Raw genomic sequence first — 20021 nt, 5'->3', positions numbered from 1 at the left:
GAGAGGGCTTAAGCCTCAGCCGTGGGAAACTGTTCCTTCAGAATCCGGATGAACAGTTGATCTGCTTTGGACAGAAAGCCGTCGCCAAGGGTGGCAATGCACATATCCCATCCGGCCCCGTATGCCTGATCGATACAGAGACGTGCTGGCTGAAGCTGACCGGAATGAATTCGGGAATACTGTTCTGGTACAAGCATGACTCCCATTCCGCGGGCCGCAAGAAGCTGGGCAGTTTCAAAGCTTCTCAGAGTGAGAACAGTTTGGGGGCGGGAAATTCCTGCACGCAGAAGAACCTCATCTGTAATCTGACGAATGCGCTGAGTCTGGTGAAGCATCAGGAAAGGCTCTCTGGCGAGAAGCTTCAGATCCAGAACAGGATAGGGGTAGCCTTCCTGAAAAACGGCTTTTTGGAGCAGTGGATGATCCGGTGACAGAACGAGGATAAAAGGATCTCTGCTCAGAAGCTCATAGCGAAGCGCGGATAAAGAGCTCCTTTCCGGCGGCGCATGCATAACGGCAAAATCAAGTTTTCCTGCCAGAAGCTGCTGCTCCAGAGCAGCGGTGTTTTCTTCGTGGAGGGTAATCTCTACATGAGGGCAGATATTTTTGTAGGCAGGAAGAACCCGGGGAAGTACAAGGGTGCCCAGGTGGTTGGTAATGCCGATGTGGATATGTCCTGTTTTCAGATTATTGATATCGCTGATTTCCAGCTGAAAATCCTCATACATTTTTAAAACCTGGACAGCCATATGGTAATAGCGCTCACCGGCAAAGGTAAGGGTAAGTCCTGTTGTTGTTCTGTGAAACAAGGGCATACCAATACTCTCTTCAATTCGCTGAATAGACTGGCTTAAAGATGGCTGAGCCATAAATAATTTTTTTGCGGCTTTGGATATATTGTGCTCATCGGCCACTGTTTTTACATACAGTAAATCTTTCGTTGTCATGGGAATTCTCCTTCTTGGTGTAATTATAATACGAAATACGAAAAAAGTCATCTTCATACGAAACTGGACATTGACTTGTGGAGACACTCTGGGTATGATAATAAAAGTCTGCTGGATTTATTTGAGGGTTTATCCGCTGATTGGAAAAAAGCGATAACCTGAACGGTAAAAAAGCTGAGAGAATCCAGAACACGGGAAGAGGGAGGAATGAGGAAAATGAACAGCATGAAATCAGAAAAGAATGGGAAAATCTGGTTTCTGAAAGGAATGAAGCACGGAATTCCCATTGGCTTGGGGTATTTTGCAGTATCCTTTACCCTGGGAATTGCTTCAAAAAAGGCAGGGCTGTCTGCATTTCAGGCAGCAGTGATGTCAGCGGCTATGATGGCTTCAGCCGGTCAGTTTGCAGGAATTGGTATGATTGCGGCGGGAGCCGGTTATTTGGAAATGGCAGTAACAACTCTGGTGGTAAATATGCGGTATCTGCTAATGTCCAGTGCCCTTTCTCAGAAGGTGCGGCGGGATGTGCCCTTTTATCACAGATTTTTGATGGCTTATGAGGTGACGGATGAGATTTTCGGCATTGCCGTGTCGGTTCCTGAAAAGCTGCATCCTGCTTATATGTACGGAGCTGTAGCTGTAGCAGGACCGGGATGGGTATTGGGAACCTTTCTGGGAGCCGTTATTGGTATGATTCTTCCGGAAAGAGTCATGAGCGCCCTGAATGTAGCTCTTTATGGGATGTTCATGGCAGTTGTGATTCCGCCCTCCAGGAAAAACAGGGTAATTGCAGGAGTAGTAGCTGTTTCTATGATTTGTAGTACAATGTTTTCTATCATACCGGGAATTCGAGAAATATCGTCCGGCTTTCAGATGATTCTTTTAACAGTACTGCTGGCCGGAGGAGCAGCGGTGCTGTTTCCAGTAAAAGAGGAGAAGGAGGATACAGACTATGAGCGCTAATATTCCTGTAAGCATTCTTGTAATGTTTCTGACGATTTATGGGGTGCGGGTACTACCTCTTACTCTCTTGAAAAAAGAAATAAAAAATCCGTTTATCCGTTCTTTTTTATATTATGTGCCCTATGTTAGTCTGTCTGTCATGACTTTTCCAGCCATTTTATCAGCCACAGCTGATGTGCGGTCTGGTCTTGCAGGTTTTGCTGCAGCTGTGATTCTTGCGTGGGTGGATGGCAATCTGTTTCGAGTATCTCTTGGAGCCTGTGCTGCAGTTTATCTGGCAGAGCTATTTTTGTAAAATACCCAAAAGGAGGTAAAGAAGCGTGAGTGGAATTCTGGCTGTACTGACTAAGGCAGCTGCGTTTATCCTGATTATCGTTATGGGATATGTACTGAAGCGAAAGGGCTTTTTTCATCCGGATGATTTTTATCTGATTTCTAAAATTGTGATCCGGATTACCCTGCCCTGTGCAATTATTTCTAACTTCAGCAATATTACCATGGATCGTTCCCTGTTGTTTTTGTGTCTGCTGGGAATTATTTGCAATATTGTTATGGTAAGCATCGGATACGTAACGAATCTGCACCGGGACGGGGAGAGAAAGGCTTTTGATATGATTAACCTGTCCGGATACAATATTGGAAATTTTACTCTTCCCTTTGTCCAGAGTTTTCTGGGCCCGGTGGGGTTTGCAGCAACCAGTCTGTTTGATGCTGGAAATGCGGTCATGTGTACGGGGGTAACCTATACGTTGGCTTCGATGGTCAAGGGAACCGGTGAAAAAGCTTCGGTAAGAAATATTGTAAAGAGCTTGCTGTCCTCCCTGCCCTTTGATGCCTATGTGATTATGACAATGCTTGCCATGCTGGAGCTTTCTCTTCCGGATGTGATTGTTTCTTTCGCTGCTACGGTGGGAGCCTCCAATGCCTTTCTGGCCCTTTTGATGATTGGAATCGGATTTGAAATTCGTCTGGGACGTGACAAGCTTTTTTTGATTTTCCGTCTGATGGCTCTGCGGTACGGAGTTGCCCTTGCGTTTTCTTTGGCAGGATTTTATCTGCTGCCCTTTGAACTGGAGGTTCGTCAGGCTATGGCTATTGCAGCCTTTGGCCCGGTTTCCTCTGTGGCAACAGCCTTTACCGGAAGGCTGGGCGGAGATGTGGAAATGTCCAGTGCAGTCAACTCCATGTCGATTGTTTTGAGTATGGCGGCTATTACAGTAACTTTAATTCTGGTGCTGTAATGTCCGCTGTAAGCGGGCAAGAAGATACATGGCTGAACGATGGCGTAATATCTTGATATTCAAAGGATTTCATTGACAAAAAAGGAAAAGGAATATATAATGCACTCAGCACAGGGGGAAAAACTGTGCGGGAAATCAATAGGTTCCAGAGTCAAATGAGGAGGAAAAGAATTATGGCAGCAGTAAAGAAAGTAGCTGACAAAGCAGTAGAGGGAAATGCAGTTGCTGAGAAGGAAACTGAGAAGACAACAGTAGCTTCCAAGACAGTAAAGAAACCGGCAGAGAAGAAAGCAGCAGCGCCGAAAAAGACGACTGCAGCAAAGACTCCGGCAGCAGAAAAGACCCAGGCTGCAGAAAAAGCTCCGGCTGCAAAGAAAACTCCAGCAAAAAAAGCTGAGCCGAAGGCAACGGTTGTTATTGAGTATGGCGAGAATCAGATTGTTGCAAAGGAAGTACTGGATGCAGCAACCAAGGCATACAAGGCCAACCACAGAGGCGTTACCATCAAGACCATTGAAGTTTATATCCAACCTGAAAATAATGTGGCTTACTATGTCGTAAACGGAGAAGGTTCCGACGATTTCAAGGTTTCCCTGTAATCGAACGGATTTGATAAAAGTGTAATGACGAAAAAGGCTGTGCGTCTGCTGAGACAGATGCGCGGCTTTTTTTCTGCATGAAAAATACTCTTATAAAAGTTTTTCGCCTGCAGAGAGTTGATTCTGTTGCAGATAGGGTATTTACAGGAAATGACCGGACCGATATAATGAAAAAATGGAACCGTCCAGCCATGCATTTTCCTGCCTGCTTAAAGTGGATAAGAAGCGCCGGGCTGAAGGGTTACGAAAAAAGCAAGAAAAATAAGAGAAACCTGGGAGATAGTGATGGCTGGAAAGAAGAATCGGGACAGAACCGAGAAAACGGTATGCAGGGAAAATGGAAAAGCCATGGAGATGGTTATAGAGACAGAATTGGCACAGGAAGAAAAGCAGCAGATTCCTGGGAACGAGCCGGCCAATGCTGATAAAAAAAAGCAGGAGGAAAGAGAAGCAGAATTGCCGGAGGCTTTTTTGAAACGGATGAAGGAGCTTCTGGGAGAGGAGTTTCCGGCATTTCTTGAAAGTTATGAGGCAGAGCGGGTACAGGGGCTGAGGTGGAATCCCTTGAAGGGGGAACCATCCAGTCTGTCCCTTCGCTATGGAAAGCGGTTTGGTCTTTCTCCTGTGAGCTGGTGTGCGGAGGGGAATTACTATGACCAGAAAACCAGACCGGGAAAGCATGTTCTCCATGAAGCAGGAATTTATTATATTCAGGAGCCCAGCGCTATGGCAGTTACGGTGCTTCTGGATCCGCAGCCAGGAGAACGGATTTTGGATCTGTGCGCGGCGCCAGGGGGAAAGACCACCCACATTGCCGGACGTATGAGAAATCAAGGTCTTCTGGTGAGCAATGAGATTCATCCGGCACGGGCAAAAATTTTATCAAGAAATGTGGAGCGGATGGGAATTGGAAACTGTGTAGTCACCAATGAGGATTCGGGACGTCTGCGTCTTTACTTTCCAGAGTTTTTTGATCGAATTGTCGTGGATGCTCCCTGTTCCGGAGAGGGAATGTTCCGCAAGGATGAGTTGGCCCGCAGCCAGTGGAGTCCGGAAAATGTACTTCACTGTGCCAAACGCCAGCAGGAAATTTTGGACAATGCGGCTGCTATGTTAAAGCCTGGCGGACGTCTGGTTTATTCAACCTGTACCTTCGCCCCTGAGGAGGACGAACAGGCAGTTGAAAGATTTTTGCAGGAGCACAGAGATTTTTCTATAGAAAAGCCGGAATGTGCCGCTGCTTTGGAGGGGCTTTCTCACGGAAGGCCAGAATGGAGTCAGACAAATATGACTGGTCTGGCGGATACTTTCCGAATCTGGCCGCATAAATGTGAGGGAGAAGGTCATTATCTGGCCTGTCTGAAAAAGGCAGGGGCTAATTTCGGGGAAGCCTGTCAGGAGCTGACAGAGGCGGATAGTCGGAAAAAAGAAAAGAAGAAAGATCGTGGCAGTCAGAATGGAAAAAAGAAAGGTTCAGGGGAAAAAGCAAGAGAAAATCAGGCTTTACTGCAGGTGATGTTTCAGGAGCTGTTTACCCGGCAGGAGGCACAAACCTGGAGGGAATCCTGCAGTGCAGAACGGCTGGTTTCCTATGGGGATCAGATATATCTGCTTCCGGCGGGAATTCCAGATTTGTCAGGGCTTAGGGTTTTAAGACCAGGGCTTCATCTTGCCACAGGCAAGAAAAACAGGCTGGAACCCTCCCATGCTTTGGCTCTTTTCCTGGATCCAGACACAGTGAACCAAAGCGTAGAATTGGATGCGGAATCTGCAGAAATTCGGACTTATCTTTCTGGAGGTACCCTTTCTGCAGAGGGGATGGAGAATGGATGGGCTTTAGTCTGTGCAGACGGATGGCCTGCCGGATGGGCAAAGGCCTCTTCGGGAATTCTTAAAAATCACTACCCAAAGGGGCTTCGCCAGGATTTATAAAAGAATGTCTGGCTTCTCCCTCTGGAAGAAAGCACTGCATATCATCAGGAACCGCAGCCGTAAAGGCCAGCGGTTCTTTTGTTATGGGATGAGAAAATTCCAGTTTCCAGGAATGGAGACTTTGTCTCTGAATTAGGCTAAAGTCCGGGTAATAGAGAAAATCACCCAGAAGCGGAAAGCCAAGGTACTTCATGTGAACGCGGATCTGATGTGTACGGCCTGTTTCCAGATGAAGCTTTACCAGGGAGGTATTGGAGGACGGATTGCTGTAGAGAACCTGGTAGTGGGTGACTGCCTGCTCTCCATGGATAAAGTCCACACACCGCTCAATGGTGGAGCCGTTTACTCTGGAAATCGGTGCGTTGATTACGCCGGATTCCGGTTCCGGTTTTCCCTGAACAGCAGCCAGATAGGTGCGCCGGATTTCTCTTCTTTTCATCATATCAGAAAGAAGGCAGGCGCTGAGACTGTGCTTGGCCAGAATCAAAAGACCAGTAGTATCCCGATCCAGGCGGTTTACAACGCGGAAGGTAAATGGAAGTCCATTCTGGTTAAAATACCAGGCCGCGCTGTTGGCGAGGGAGTTGTCATGGTTTCCCTGGGACGGATGGATTGGCATTCCTGCCGGCTTATTCAGGATCATCAGGTGTTCATCCTCATAAACAATAGGAAATGGAAGACATACTGGTTCAATATGAGGAGAATTCTTTTCCGGCGGAAGGGTAACGGTGAGCACCTGTCCTGGAGTTAGGATATAGGGAGTGCAGACCCGATATCCATCAACGGTAAGACCATCCGGAAGCGCTTTTAAGTCAATGATCAGCCGCCGGGAATATCCTTGAGAGAGAAGCAGATCCTGTACGGTAATTCCTTCTTTCGGGAAGTCACTTTCCGTTTGTTTTTTCGAGTTCAGAAGAAACTCTGATTGGGATTTTGGGGATGCAGTGTAAGTAAATACCTGTCTCACGGCTGGTAAGGTTCTCCTTTCTGTTTCAGATGTTTTTTCTTGCTGACCGTATGATCCACGACCCGGTCCTTTTCCAGAAAGCTGGCACGCTTGATACTGTCTACACCGTATTTATCGCGTATAGAGTCTACGGCCTTTTCCAGAGCGTTCATCCGGCGGGATTGTTCTGTTTCAAACAGATTCATCTGATGAAAATCCGTTTCATCAATACGGCTGGTCCGAAGGCCAATCAGCCGGACTGGAGTAAAATCCCAGAATTCCTTCAGAAGCTGGCATGCCTTCTGGTAAATCATGGTAGTAGAATCCGTAGCATAGGGAAGCGTTGCCTGATGGGAATGGCTGTGGAATTGCCAGTCCTTTAGCTCTACACAGACGCAGCTGCAGCGCACATGGTTTTCTCTCAGTCTTGCCCCTACCGTTTCGCTCAGGGCCAGAAGCACCTGACAGGCAGTGGGATAATCAGAAATATCCTGGGGCAGAGTAATACTGTTGCCATAGCCTTTGTTCAGTGGTTCTCGTTCTTCTACGGGAGAGTCATCTATTCCGTTAGCATATCGGTGGATCAGGGAGCCGTATTTATCCCCCAGATGGGCTTTTAAAATCGAGCAGTCGCAGGAAGCAATATCTCCGATCGTATGAAGACCGATTTTTTCCATGCGCATGGCAGCTGAGCTTCCTACAAAAAACAGATTGCGCAGAGGAAGCGGCCACATTTTATCTGGTATTTCCGAGGAGAAAAGGGTGTGGGTTTTATCAGGCTTTTCAAAGTCAGAGGCCATTTTTGCCAGAAGCTTGTTGGGGGCAATGCCTACATTGACAGTAAAGCCAAGCTCCCTGTGTATCCGTTCCCGTATGCGATTGGCAGTCTCTGTAGGAGAGCCAAAAAGATGAATGGTTTCTGTCATATCGAGAAAGGCCTCGTCAATGCTGAATTTCTCAATGTCCGGGGTGTATTCCTCAAGAAGCTTTATCAGTTTTTCGGAGTATTCCAGGTAAAGGTCAAAGCGGGAAGGAACAATGGTCAGCTCTGGACATTTTTTCAGAGCTGACACCAGGGGCTCTGCTGTAGAAATTCCGTACTGTTTGGCAGGAACTGATTTTGCCAGGACAATTCCATGGCGGGATTTGGCGTCTCCGCCAACTGCAGAGGGAATGGTTCGCAGATCAATCGCATGGGGATCCTTTGATAAACGATAGACAGACTCCCAGCTAAGAAAGGCGGAATTTACATCAATATGAAAAATAAGTCGCTGTCGTTCCATGAACAGGCCTCCTTTCGGCGTTTGAACCCTGGGGAATATCCCGCAGTTTCTTTGTCTATCATACCAGAATAATTAAAAAATTACCAGAATAGGATCAGGTAATGATAGGTTCTGGGTGAGACCATGGGAAAACGAAGCCGTGCTTATGGCTTAATGATAGGAATTACGGCCGGATTTGCCGTGTGGGGAAGTGTTGCTGTGCAGCCCTGCGCCATGTCCGGGGAAAATACGGAAAGAGAGGGGATAAAATGGGAGCGGAGTATAGAAACAGTCCAGGGCCAGGGGAAAGAGAAGCTTCGTCTTCATGCAGTGAGTGCGGTTTTGATGGACGGAGTCAGCGGCCGTATTCTCTATGGAAAAGAGGAGCAGAGTTTTCGCCCTATGGCCAGCACTACAAAAATTATGACCTGCATTCTGGCTCTGGAAAATGGAAATCCTGAGGATATCTGCCGGTTTTCTTCAAAGGCAGCCGCTCAGCCAAAGGTTCATTTGGGGGCGCCGGCAGGTACGCAGTTTAGGCTTCAGGAGCTTTTGTATTCTCTGATGCTGGAGTCTCACAACGATTCTGCTGTGGCGATTGCAGAGCATATAGGCGGAAGTGTGGAGGGGTTTGCGTCTATGATGAATCAGAAGGCAAGAGATATTGGATGTAAAAACACCTGGTTTATTACACCGAATGGGTTGGATGCGGTCTGTGCAATGCCAGATGGAGGTGAGAAAAGCCACGGGACAACGGCAGCGGAGCTGGCAGCGATTCTCAGGTACTGTATTCGGGATTCTCCCAAAAAGGATGCGTTTCTGGAAATTACCAGAACATCCGGAAGAACCATTACAGACTGTTCTGGCCAATATTCTCGTTACTGCGGAAACCATAATGCGCTTCTGACTATGATGGAGGGGGCGTTGACCGGAAAAACAGGGTTTACGGGGGGAGCTGGATATTCTTATGTGGGAGCCTTGGAAAGTCAGGGAAGAACCTTTATTATAGCCCTTTTGGGAAGCGGATGGCCGCCCCATAAAGCTTACAAATGGGAAGATGCAAAAGCACTTTTGGAGTACGGAAAAGAGCATTACCATTACCGGGACGTATTTGAGCCGGAGGAGCCACGGACTGTGCTGGTAGAAGGGGGAAAAGAGCCAGAGCGCGTTCCTGTCAGCAGCCGTCTGAAGGAGGAACAGCGCCATTTAAAGCTTTTGGTGTCAGACTGGGATCAGGTGGAATGTGTCACAAGGCTTCCGGATATGCGAAAGGCTCCAGTCCGGTCCGGTGATGTGGCAGGATATCAGATATACCGGCTGAATGGAGAGGTGGTAGCGGTGTATCCTCTCTATATGGAAGCGTCAGTGGATGAATGGAAATTTTCTTCCTGTGTTCAAATGGTGTTAGAGTTTTTTGCCAAAAAACGATGAAAAAAATCAAAAGTTAAAAAAATAACTTGAAATTTAGTGCAGAACATTATACAATTAAAATCGGCAGAAATTGGATTTACTAAGCGACCAGACGAGACTTTCCTGCTGTTTTTGGCAGGATTTCGTCAAGTCGTGAAAATATTTCAAAATGGAGGATTGCAAAATGAGTAATTCAGCACAAACATCAGCAAGTAACAGAATTAATGCATTGCTTGATGAGAACAGTTTTGTTGAAGTCGGCGCTTATGTAACAGCAAGAAGCACAGACTTTAACATGACTGACAGGGAAACTCCCGCAGATGGTGTAGTAACCGGTTACGGTACCATTGAGGGATGCCTGGTGTATGTGTACAGCCAGGATGCGTCTGTACTGGGCGGTTCTATGGGTGAGATGCATGCAAAGAAGATTTCCAACATTTATTCCATGGCAGTGAAGATGGGAGCTCCGGTTATCGGACTGATTGACTGCGCCGGTTTAAGACTGCAGGAGGCAACCGATGCATTAAACGGCTTTGGCCAGATGTATTTAAGTCAGGCTATGGCTTCTGGCGTTGTTCCGCAGATTTCCGCAGTTTTTGGTACCTGCGGCGGCGGTATGGCAGTATCCTCTGCAATGGCAGATTTTGTGTTTATGGAGAGCAAAAAGGCAAAACTGTTTGTAAATTCTCCCAATGCAATTGATGGTAATCGAATTGAAAAATGTGACACCTCCTGTGCTGCTTTCCAGAGCGAAGAGGCAGGTCTGGCAGATTTTACCGGCAGTGAGGACGAGATCCTTTCTCAGATTCGTGAACTGGTTTCTATTCTGCCTGCAAACAATGAGGATGATATGTCCTACAGTGAGTGTGAGGATGATCTGAATCGTATTTGTTCTGATATTGAAAACTGTGTAGGTGCTACGGATTTGGCGCTTGCCCAGATTTCTGATGATAATTTCTTTATGGAAGTAAAGAAGGATTATGATCCGTCTATGGTTACTGGCTTTATCCGTTTGAACGGCATGACCGTAGGCTGTGTGGCAAATAGAACAGAGGTATACGGCGAAAATGGCGTGAAAGAAGGCGAGTATGACGCAGTTCTTTCTTATCGCGGCTGCGAGAAGGCAGAGAAGTTTGTTTCCTTCTGTGATGCTTTTAACATTCCGCTGCTGACTCTTGTAAATGTAAAGGGTTATAAGGCAAGCAAATGCACAGAGCGCCGGATTGCAAAGGCAGCAGGCCGTCTGACCTACGCATTTGCAGATGCAAGTGTTCCGAAGGTGACTGTAGTTGTAGGCGAAGCATACGGCAGCGCATATCTGACGATGAACAGCAAATCCATTGGCGCAGACCTGGTTTATGCATGGCCGAACGCTTCTATTGGAATGATGGATGCAGAGGCAGCTGCAAAGATTATGTATGCAGATGAGATTGCAAAGGCAGATGACAGCCTGGCTCTGATTGCAGAGAAGGCAGAAGCATACCGCCAGCTTCAGTCCAGTGCTGTGGCAGCTGCAAAGAGAGGTTATGTGGATGACATCATCGATGCGTGCGATACCAGAAAACGTGTGATTGCAGCCTTTGAGATGCTGTTTACCAAGAGAGAGGATCGTCCTGACAGAAAACATGGAACGGTTTAGAACGAGGTGACTGATATATGAAACAGTATATAAAGCGAGTATTGTTAGTGTTATGCATGACAGTCAGCCTCTTTTCCCTGTCCGCCTGCTCTGCCGGTACGGAAACCAAGGGGAAAGAGCTTGACCCCATGACAGCTATGGGCGTTTCTCAGAGTGCGGAAGGACTTCTGCAGAATATCGTAGCGCTTGACGAGGCTCAGGCACAGGAACTGGAAGCAACGCTTTTGGAAGACAAAGAGTACGGTCTTGCAGGCGGCGTTACCTCCTGGATGAGTGTAATGAAAGATACCGGCGCATTCGTAGGAGTGATTTCTTCCGACACTGTACTTTCCGAGGATGACGAATACGTCAGCACGGTTATGGCACAGTTTGAGAACCGCAACGCAGAATTCAAGATGTTTATGACTGAGGGTGATCAGGGACTGATGCCGACTTCTATCGCATTTACTCCAGAATATACTTTTGGAGAAAAGATGGAAAAGGCAGCAATGAATACCCTGCTGGGTATGGGAACTGTATTTATGGTTCTGATTTTTATCAGCCTGATTATTGCCGGAATGAAGTTTGTCAATATCTTCGAGGCAAAGATGAAGGCAAAACAGGAGGCAGCAGCACCGGCGGCTCCTGCACCGGTTGTGGAAGCGGTAGAGGCAGAAGAAGGGGAACTGGTTGACGATCTGGAACTGGTAGCAGTAATTACTGCAGCAATTGCAGCTGCTTCCAATTCTTCAACGGATGGCCTGGTAGTACGTTCCATCAAACGTGCGCCTGGCGCAAAATGGAAAAGAGCATAAGCATATTAGGAGGAATTTATCATGAAAAATTATACAATTACAGTTAATGGTAATGTTTATGAAGTAACCGTAGAGGAAGGCGTTTCCACCGGCGCAGCAGCAGCTCCCAAGGCAGCACCGAAAGCAGCTCCCAAGGCAGCACCGAAAGCAGCTCCTAAGGCAGCACCGAAGGCAGCAGCACCGGCTGGAGCAGCTGGCGCTGTAAAAGTAAATGCCCCCATGCCGGGCAAGATCCTTGCAGTAAAGGCAACTGTAGGACAGGCAGTGAAGAAGGGTGATGCAATCATGGTTCTGGAAGCCATGAAGATGGAGAATGATATCGTAGCTCCTCAGGACGGCACCGTTGCAAGTCTGAATGCAGCAGTTGGCGATTCCGTAGAAGCCGGCGCAGTTCTTGCTACATTAAACTAACAGCTTGCAATTAACGGCAAGTTCCTTATGGAGGGATTAAAATGGATTATATTGGAACAACATTGGTTAATCTTCTTCAGCAGACAGCCTTTTGCAATCTTACGTATGGCAATTTCCTGATGATCGGCGTAGCGCTGGTATTTTTGTACCTGGCTATCCGAAAGGGATTTGAGCCGCTGCTTTTGGTGCCGATTGCATTTGGTATGCTGCTGGTGAATATCTATCCGGATATTATGGCAAAACCGGAGGATATGTCCAACGGTGTCGGCGGACTGCTTCATTATTTCTTCCTTCTGGACGAGTGGAGTATTCTTCCGTCTCTGATTTTCATGGGTGTTGGCGCAATGACGGACTTTGGTCCACTGATTGCGAACCCCAAGAGCTTCCTTCTGGGAGCTGCTGCACAGTTCGGTATTTATGCAGCGTATTTTATGGCAATTGCATTTGGATTTAACGATAAGGCTGCAGCCGCTATTTCCATTATCGGCGGAGCAGACGGCCCGACCTCTATTTTCCTGGCAGGTAAGCTTGGACAGACTGAGTTTATGGGACCTATCGCAGTAGCTGCTTATTCTTACATGGCTCTGGTGCCCATTATCCAGCCGCCGATTATGAAGCTGCTTACTACAGAGCAGGAGCGTAAGATCCGTATGGATCAGCTTCGTCCTGTATCCAAACTGGAGAAGATCCTGTTCCCGATTATTGTTACCATTGTTGTATGTCTGATTCTGCCGACCACAGCTCCCCTTGTTGGTATGCTGATGCTGGGTAACCTGTTCCGTGAGAGCGGTGTTGTAAAGCAGCTGACAGAGACAGCAAGCAACGCACTGATGTACATCGTAGTTATCCTGCTGGGTACTTCTGTAGGCGCTTCCACCAGCGCAGAGGCATTCTTAAAGCCCACCACACTGCTGATCGTAGTTCTGGGTCTGATTGCATTTGCATTCGGTACAGCAGCCGGTGTAGTGTTCGGTAAGATTATGTGCAAGGTAACCGGCGGTAAGGTAAATCCGCTGATTGGTTCAGCCGGTGTATCTGCAGTGCCTATGGCAGCCCGTGTATCTCAGAAGGTGGGAGCGGAGGCAGATCCTACCAACTTCCTGCTGATGCATGCCATGGGACCCAACGTAGCCGGTGTTATCGGTACGGCAGTAGCAGCTGGTACCTTCATGGCGATCTTTGGAATTTAACGATAGAATATTCAGGAGGTAAATTAAAATGGCAGAGATTCAGAAAAAGCCGGTTAAGATTGTAGAGACTGTTCTGCGTGATGCGCATCAGTCTTTAATCGCAACCAGAATGAGTACGGAACAGATGCTTCCTATCATTGATAAGATGGATCAGGTTGGTTATTATGCAGTAGAGTGCTGGGGCGGCGCTACCTTTGATGCTTCCCTTCGTTTCCTGAAAGAGGATCCGTGGGAGAGATTGAGAAAGCTGAGAGCTGGCTTTAAGAACACCAAGCTGCAGATGCTGTTCCGTGGACAGAACATTCTGGGATACAACCATTATGCGGATGATGTGGTAGAGTACTTTGTACAGAAATCCGTAGCAAACGGTATTGATATTATTCGTATTTTTGACTGCTTAAACGATCTGCGCAACCTGCAGACCGCTGTAAAAGCAGCAAAGAAGGAGAAAGCTCACGCTCAGATCGCTCTGTGCTATACCCTGGGTGAGGCTTATACCCTGGATTACTGGAAAGATATTGCAAAGAGAATCGAGAACATGGGCGCAGATTCTATCTGTATCAAGGATATGGCTGGTCTGCTGACTCCTTATGCAGCGCAGGAACTGGTTGGCGCACTGAAAGAGTCTACAGAGCTTCCGATTGATCTGCATACCCACTATACTTCCGGTGTTGCTTCCATGACATACTTAAAGGCAGTGGAGAACGGCTGTGATATTATTGACACCGCAATGTCTCCTCTGGCATTGGGCACCAGCCAGCCAGCAACTGAGGTTATGGTTGAGACCTTCAAAGGAACTCCCTATGATACTGGTCTGTCTCAGGACAAACTGGCAGAGATTGCCGAGTACTTTGCACCGATTCGGGAGGAATCCTTAAAGAGCGGTCTGCTGAATCCGAAGGTACTGGGGGTTAATATTAAGACTCTGCGGTATCAGGTACCGGGCGGTATGCTCTCTAACCTGGTAAACCAGCTGAAGGAAGCTGGCAAGGAGGATAAGTTCCAGGAGGTTCTGGAGGAGATCCCGAGAGTAAGAAAAGACTTCGGTGAGCCGCCGTTAGTTACTCCGTCCTCTCAGATTGTAGGTACACAGGCTGTTATGAACGTAATTTCTGGTGAGCGCTACAAGCTGGTTCCCAAGGAGTCCAAGAAGATCATGATGGGCGAATTCGGTCAGACTGTAACACCGGTAAATAAAGAAGTGCAGAAGAAGATCATTGGAGACGAGACTCCGATTACCTGCCGTCCGGCAGATCTGATTCCGCCGCAGCTTCCGCAGTTTGAAAAAGAATGTGCACAGTGGAAGCAGCAGGAAGAGGATGTTCTGTCCTATGCTCTGTTCCCGAAGGTAGCAGAGGAATTCTTTAAGTACAGAGAGGCACAGCAGACCAAGGTAGATGCTGCTGTTGCAGATACTGCAAATAAGGCTTATCCTGTATAAGCTGTCTTGAAAATAATGGAATTATTCCGCGCGCCGGAGCTTCTGTCATTGATTTGGCAGAAGCTCCGGCGTGTTTGTGCATCTTCTGCCGTTTGCATGTGGCGGCTGTCTGCGATGGGGCATCATCTTGGCCGGCTTTGCCGGACAAGATGCATCGGAGGAATCGTTATACCATATTAAAAGTTTCTTACAAATTTCGCAGGATATCTGAACTTTGGTTTGATTTGGTTGACTATCCCAGTATTTGTCATTATAATAAGAAACATGTAAAATTCCGGATTTCTGCTCTTGGGCAGATGCGGAGCAGAATCTACCTTTTGAGGAGAATATACATGAAAAAACGATCATGGAAAAGAGGGCTGGCTGTAGCTATGGGAGTAATGCTGGGGGTTTCTCAGCCTGCTGGTACCGCTCTCAGAGCTTACCAGGCCTATGCCTATACAGAACGTTCGGCAAAGATCAGCGCGACTACGCTGAATGTCAGAAGCGGGCCAGGAACCTCCAATGCATCTGTAGCCAGGCTGAGTAAAAATGCAGCTGTTACAGTCATTGGTGAGACAACGGGGAGCGACGGAAAACTATGGTATCAGATCCGCTTTACAGGCGCAGGCGGTCAGACGACGACAGGATATGTGCTGGGAATCTATGTGAGCTTCCCCACGGCCTACAGTCACGATGGAGATTTTGAAGCCAGTCTGAATGCTCAGGGATTTCCAGAGTCCTACAAAAACAGTCTGAGACAGCTTCATGCAAAATATCCTCAGTGGAGATTTGAGGCACAGCAGACAGGTCTGGACTGGAACACAGTGATTCAGAATGAGTCGGTTCTGGGACGGAATCTGGTACATACCGGCAGTATTTCTTCCTATAAGTCACTGGCAGAGGGGGCTTACAACTGGGACAATGGAGTGTGGACCGGTTTTGATGGAAGCACGTGGGTAGCCGCTTCAGAGGATATTCTGCGTTTTTATATGGATCCGCGGAATTTCCTGGATGAGGCTTATATTTTTCAGTTTATGTCACAAAAATACGATCCGGCGGTTCACACAAGAGAAGGCCTGGAGTCTATGCTGAAGGGCAGTTTTATGGAAAACGGCCAGATTGGAGCAGGAAACTCCGGCAGCAGTTCCGCTGGCCCTGGAGGCAGCAGCTCTGGGGGAAGCAATACCGGCGGAAGTCCGGTAGTAGGTCCTGGTGTTTCCGGCGGCAGTTCTTCTGTACCGGGCGGACAGAGCGCAGTGATCGTAGGACCGGGAGCGGGGAACGGTTCTTCCGGAACCTCTTCCCAGCCGTCAGGCAATGCCGGTTCTCAGGCGCCATCAGGTACATCGGATTCAGAGGTGCGGTTTGAGGGACCTCACGCATCTGTCAGCAGGCATAATGCTGCTTTTGTAGCAGCCAATGTTATTACAGCGGGAGGCCCTGGCGGTTCTTCTGGGGGAAGTTCCTCTCCAGGTGCAGCTGCTCCCGGCGGAGTTACCGCTGGAGGAGGAAACAGCTCAGGCGCTACGGTCAGCTATGTAGATGCTATTATGAATGCTGCATCTGCATCTGGTGTGAATCCCTATGTGATTGCAGCTATGATTATTCAGGAACAGGGACGTGATGGCCGCGGAAATTCGATTTCCGGAAATTATGCAGGATATACGGGTGTGTACAATTATTTTAATGTAGGAGCCTATGCATCTGACGGAATGGGAGCAGTGGAGCGCGGACTCTGGTACGCCTCTCAGTCCGGAACCTACGGCCGGCCGTGGAATTCTCCGGAAAGCTCGATTATAGGCGGTGCCCAGTTTTACGGAACAAACTATGTCAATGCAGGACAGGATACCCTTTATCTGAAAAAGTATAATGTTCAGGGAAGCAATATGTACAAGCATCAGTATATGACCAATGTAGATGGTGCAGCATCTGAAGGGTCTATTTTTGCTGAAGGATTTTCGGAACAGCTGAAAAATACAGCATTGACCTTTAAGATTCCTGTGTACACCAATATGCCGGAGTCACCTTGTGTGAAGCCGACGGTAGACGGAAGTCCCAACAACAAGCTGAAGGGTCTGGGAGCAGAGGGCTTTATACTGACGCCTACTTTTGATAAGGATACCCTTTCTTACGATCTGATTGTAGATCACTCGGTATCCAGTGTGAATTTAAGTGCAGTAACCATTGATTCCAAGGCGGTTGTCAGCGGAGCGGGAACCATTCAGCTGCAGAGCGGAAATAATGAGATTTCTGTTGTTGTGCGTGCAGAGAATGGCACAGAGCGGACTTATACTATTCATGTAGTACGTCAAACCAACGGCCCAACCTATAATGCTGGACTGGGAAGCGGGGTTACCGTTACGCCAGGAAACGGCAGTACAGGCAGCTCGGTTCAGACTGGCGGTTCAGCCAGCGGCCCGGGAATTTCTAATTCAGGTCCTGGAATTTCAAACGGCGGTTCTGGCAGTATGGGCGGAAGCCAGCCTGGATTTTCTGCTCCGGGAAGCACAGCGGGCGCAGCACCGGGTGGACAGAGCGCAGTGATTGTTGCTCCGGGAAATTGACGGCGAATCAGCCCTCAGATGCCCCGTCCTGAACAGTTATAATAAAAACAGAAGCAGCCAGGGGACAGCAGAAAGTTCCGGCTGCTTCAGAAAAGAATACGGGAGGAAGTATGTACAACAAAATGAAACAGTTTTGTCTGCGGACGGCAGCCGTAATGATGCTGGTTTTTGCACTGTCATTCCAAAGCTTTGCAGCCAGTGCGAAAATTGCATTTTCGGATCCGTCAACTCAGGCAGGCAGTGAATTTGATGTAAGAATGAAGTTTACATCTACCAGTGGAGATACCCTGGGGAATACCGATGTGATGCTGGCTTATGATGCCACAGCCCTGGAATTTCTGGGAGGTTCAGACAATGCCAGTGGCGGTTCTGGAGCAATCCGTGTAACCAGCGGTATGGAAGGAAAAACGGAAATTGTAACAAATCTGAAATTCCGTGCATTAAAAGCTGGAACCACACAGATTACCGTATCCTCCTGGGAAGGCTACGATGCAGATGGACAGACTCTGACTATGGATAAGCAGGGCAGCTCCACCATTCAGATTGCAGCTGGTGAGCAGACCTATTCCAGTGATGCGGCTCTGCAGTCTCTGCAGATTTCACCAGGAACTCTGGAGCCGGCATTCAGCCCGGAGGTGGAAAATTACACAGCAACCGTTGGTCTGGATACAGAGAGACTGACAGTGGGAGCGATTGCAAACAGCGATAAGGCAGTGGTTTCTGTAGAAGGTGCAGAGGGTCTGCAGCCTGGAGAGAACACCGTGATCTGTCGGGTAACTGCAGAGGACGGCACTACCGTCAGAACCTATACGGTTGTTGTCAACAAGGCAGAGGGCGGAGAAAATATGGAAACCAACGCCGGCGACACAGAACAGACGGTAACACCGGCAGATGTTCTGGTACACTTAGAGGCAGGAAGAACACCGGCAAGTATTGGAATCACTGCAATTCCATATGATGCCAAGATTCCGGCCGGTATGGTAGAGCGTGATCTGATCATCGGTGAGGCTACGGTAAAGGGCTGGATTCCCAGTGTGGAAGGAAAAGAACAGGATCCGGATTACTGCATTTTCTATGGTATTGATGCAGATGGAGAAGCTGGCTTCTATCGTTATGATACAAAGAATAAGACCATTCAGAAGTATTTCGAATATGAAAACAGCGGAGAGATGGATCCGGAATACATTGAACTGGCAACCAGATACAATGAGCTGACAGATGATTACAGCACTATGCTGTACATTGCTATTGGCGCTTCGGCAGCGGCAGCAGTTCTTCTGCTCATCTTGATTGTGGTTCTTGTAAAGCGCTCCCGTTCCGGTCATGGCGGCATGGATCAGGAAAAGGAAACCCCGGATAGGTCTGGTTCTTCCAGAAACAGCCGTGGTTCTGAGAAACAGCTGTCTGACGAAGAACGGTATATGATGGGCGAAGAGGATCATGAGGAAGAGGATTTCCGGGCTTCTTCATCGGAAGCAGCAGCCTCCAGAGAGGAGGATAGATACCTTCCCGACGAAAGTGAACTGGAAATGGTAGATCTGGAGTTTGACGATCCCCTTGACGATGCTGTAGGCGATGTAGAAAAGGCGATATCCAGAAATCTGGCCCGCGAAGCAGCAGAAGAAGAAAGCTCTTCTGTAAAAGCCTACAAACAGCCAATGCATCCTTCTGAAATGGAAGAACAGGAAAATGAAGATGATTTTGAGGAATTTGATTTAGACAAGGATTGATAAGGGCGATGTCAGGCTCCCGAAAAAGGGAGTCTGGCATTTCCTATTTCCAAAATAAGTAACGATTCGGGATATCTAGTCCGTTAGAAAGAAATAATCGACAGATCCTGAACGATTACGAAAAAAATAAGAATTGGGGGAACAACAATGAACAAAAAAAGACTGGGTATTTTGGGAAGCGGATATTTATCCGGTATTGTAGTGGATGCCTGGAAGCAGGGGCTTCTGGAAGACTACGAAATCGTAGGTGTTATGGGAAGAACTCCTGAGACAGTTTCTGAAATGGCAAAAAAAGCCGGATGTGTGGCTTGTCTCACTCTGGACGAGCTTCTGGCTCAGAAGCCGGACTATATTGCAGAGGCGGCTTCCGTACAGATGGTAAAGGATTCGGCAGAAAAGATTCTCTCTTCTGGAAGCAGTATGATTGTGCTTTCCATTGGGGCTTTTGCTGATCAGGAATTTTATGAGAAAGCCCAGAAGACTGCAAAGGAAAACGGCACAAGAATCTATATTGCATCCGGAGCAGTCGGCGGTTTTGATGTACTGCGCACAGTATCCCTGATGGGACAGGCTACGGCAGGAATTGAGACCAGAAAGGGGCCGGCTTCTCTGAAAAATACACCGCTGTTTGAGGAACATCTGATGACAGACACAGAGGAGACCCATGTATTTTCTGGAAATGCCCGGGAAGCAATCGGACTTCTGCCCACGAAGGTCAATGTAGCGGTAGCTTCTTCTCTGGCTACAGTAGGCCCTGAGAACACCAGTGTTAATATTACCAGTGTACCTGGCTTTGTGGGTGATGATCATAAGATTACGGCAGAAATTGATGGTGTAAAGGCTGTGGTAGATATTTATTCCAGTACCAGTGCCATTGCTGGATGGAGCGTAGTTGCAGTTCTGAGAAATATCGTCTCTCCGGTTGTATTTTAGGAATAGCAGCTGAAGAAGAGCGTAAGAAAAGCGGGTA

The 20021-nt window shown here is 47.9% G+C and carries 17 protein-coding genes; 14 read left to right on the top strand and 3 right to left on the bottom strand.

What is annotated here, in order from left to right; translation table 11 throughout:
• Positions 1-8 precede the first annotated feature (8 nt).
• On the bottom strand, positions 9-947 hold the full coding sequence (locus ACESON_RS03940) for a LysR family transcriptional regulator (RefSeq protein WP_373108595.1): 939 nt from the start codon (positions 945-947) through the stop codon (positions 9-11).
• A 216-nt stretch (positions 948-1163) separates the two neighbouring features.
• Between ACESON_RS03940 and ACESON_RS03935 the strand changes: the two genes are divergently transcribed.
• From ACESON_RS03935 to ACESON_RS03915, 5 genes are all read left to right on the top strand, one after another.
• The gene (locus ACESON_RS03935) at positions 1164-1910 is read left to right on the top strand and encodes an AzlC family ABC transporter permease (protein ID WP_373108594.1); all 747 of its coding nucleotides are present in this window, start codon (positions 1164-1166) and stop codon (positions 1908-1910) included.
• The gene (locus ACESON_RS03930; protein ID WP_373108593.1) at positions 1900-2205 is read left to right on the top strand and encodes an AzlD domain-containing protein; all 306 of its coding nucleotides are present in this window, start codon (positions 1900-1902) and stop codon (positions 2203-2205) included. Before ACESON_RS03935 ends, ACESON_RS03930 begins: the two co-directional genes overlap by 11 nt.
• A gap of 25 nt (positions 2206-2230) precedes the next feature.
• Complete coding sequence (locus ACESON_RS03925) at positions 2231-3151, top strand: AEC family transporter (RefSeq protein ID WP_373108592.1); 921 nt, start codon at positions 2231-2233, stop codon at positions 3149-3151.
• Positions 3152-3324: 173 nt separating this feature from the next.
• Positions 3325-3750, top strand: coding sequence for a DUF6465 family protein (locus tag ACESON_RS03920; protein ID WP_177959281.1), 426 nt, complete (start codon positions 3325-3327; stop codon positions 3748-3750).
• A 285-nt stretch (positions 3751-4035) separates the two neighbouring features.
• Complete coding sequence (locus ACESON_RS03915; RefSeq protein WP_373108591.1) at positions 4036-5682, top strand: RsmB/NOP family class I SAM-dependent RNA methyltransferase; 1647 nt, start codon at positions 4036-4038, stop codon at positions 5680-5682.
• Here ACESON_RS03915 and ACESON_RS03910 read toward each other — a convergent pair.
• Together ACESON_RS03910 and ACESON_RS03905 are read right to left on the bottom strand one after the other, a co-directional pair.
• The gene (locus ACESON_RS03910) at positions 5642-6595 is read right to left on the bottom strand and encodes an RluA family pseudouridine synthase (protein WP_373108621.1); all 954 of its coding nucleotides are present in this window, start codon (positions 6593-6595) and stop codon (positions 5642-5644) included. The two genes, ACESON_RS03915 and ACESON_RS03910, sit on opposite strands and share 41 nt — an antisense overlap.
• A 50-nt stretch (positions 6596-6645) precedes the next feature.
• On the bottom strand, positions 6646-7911 hold the full coding sequence (locus tag ACESON_RS03905) for a DNA polymerase IV (RefSeq protein ID WP_373108590.1): 1266 nt from the start codon (positions 7909-7911) through the stop codon (positions 6646-6648).
• Positions 7912-8034: 123 nt separating this feature from the next.
• On the opposite strand from ACESON_RS03905, the gene ACESON_RS03900 reads away from it, so the two are divergent.
• The 9 genes from ACESON_RS03900 to ACESON_RS03860 all read left to right on the top strand — a co-directional run bounded on the left by ACESON_RS03900 (position 8035) and on the right by ACESON_RS03860 (position 19984).
• Positions 8035-9321: a D-alanyl-D-alanine carboxypeptidase family protein gene (locus tag ACESON_RS03900; protein ID WP_373108589.1), complete on the top strand. Its 1287-nt coding sequence runs from the start codon at positions 8035-8037 to the stop codon at positions 9319-9321.
• A 163-nt stretch (positions 9322-9484) separates the two neighbouring features.
• A complete protein-coding gene (locus tag ACESON_RS03895; RefSeq protein ID WP_177959278.1) occupies positions 9485-10939 on the top strand; it encodes a carboxyl transferase domain-containing protein in 1455 nt (484 codons plus the stop codon).
• Positions 10940-10956: 17 nt separating this feature from the next.
• Positions 10957-11733: an OadG family transporter subunit gene (locus ACESON_RS03890; protein ID WP_177959277.1), complete on the top strand. Its 777-nt coding sequence runs from the start codon at positions 10957-10959 to the stop codon at positions 11731-11733.
• A gap of 21 nt (positions 11734-11754) precedes the next feature.
• Positions 11755-12144, top strand: coding sequence for a biotin/lipoyl-containing protein (locus tag ACESON_RS03885; protein ID WP_373108588.1), 390 nt, complete (start codon positions 11755-11757; stop codon positions 12142-12144).
• Positions 12145-12185: 41 nt separating this feature from the next.
• On the top strand, positions 12186-13334 hold the full coding sequence (locus ACESON_RS03880) for a sodium ion-translocating decarboxylase subunit beta (RefSeq protein WP_177959275.1): 1149 nt from the start codon (positions 12186-12188) through the stop codon (positions 13332-13334).
• Between the two features lie 28 nt (positions 13335-13362).
• Positions 13363-14775 carry an oxaloacetate decarboxylase subunit alpha gene (locus ACESON_RS03875; RefSeq protein WP_373108587.1) on the top strand — a complete coding sequence of 471 codons (1413 nt, stop codon included), beginning with the start codon at positions 13363-13365 and terminating at the stop codon, positions 14773-14775.
• A 332-nt stretch (positions 14776-15107) separates the two neighbouring features.
• Entirely contained in the window at positions 15108-17321 is a 2214-nt protein-coding gene (locus ACESON_RS03870; RefSeq protein ID WP_373108586.1) for a cadherin-like beta sandwich domain-containing protein, read from the top strand.
• A 110-nt stretch (positions 17322-17431) separates the two neighbouring features.
• Positions 17432-19051 carry a cadherin-like beta sandwich domain-containing protein gene (locus ACESON_RS03865; protein ID WP_373108585.1) on the top strand — a complete coding sequence of 540 codons (1620 nt, stop codon included), beginning with the start codon at positions 17432-17434 and terminating at the stop codon, positions 19049-19051.
• A gap of 147 nt (positions 19052-19198) precedes the next feature.
• Positions 19199-19984, top strand: a complete 786-nt coding sequence (locus ACESON_RS03860; RefSeq protein ID WP_373108584.1) for an aspartate dehydrogenase domain-containing protein — start codon at positions 19199-19201, stop codon at positions 19982-19984.
• The last annotated feature ends 37 nt before the right edge of the window (positions 19985-20021 follow it).

The organism is Lachnoclostridium sp. Marseille-P6806 (genome assembly GCF_964238185.1).
GTDB lineage: Bacteria > Bacillota > Clostridia > Lachnospirales > Lachnospiraceae > Brotaphodocola.
This window is presented reverse-complemented; position numbering and strand designations above follow the sequence as displayed.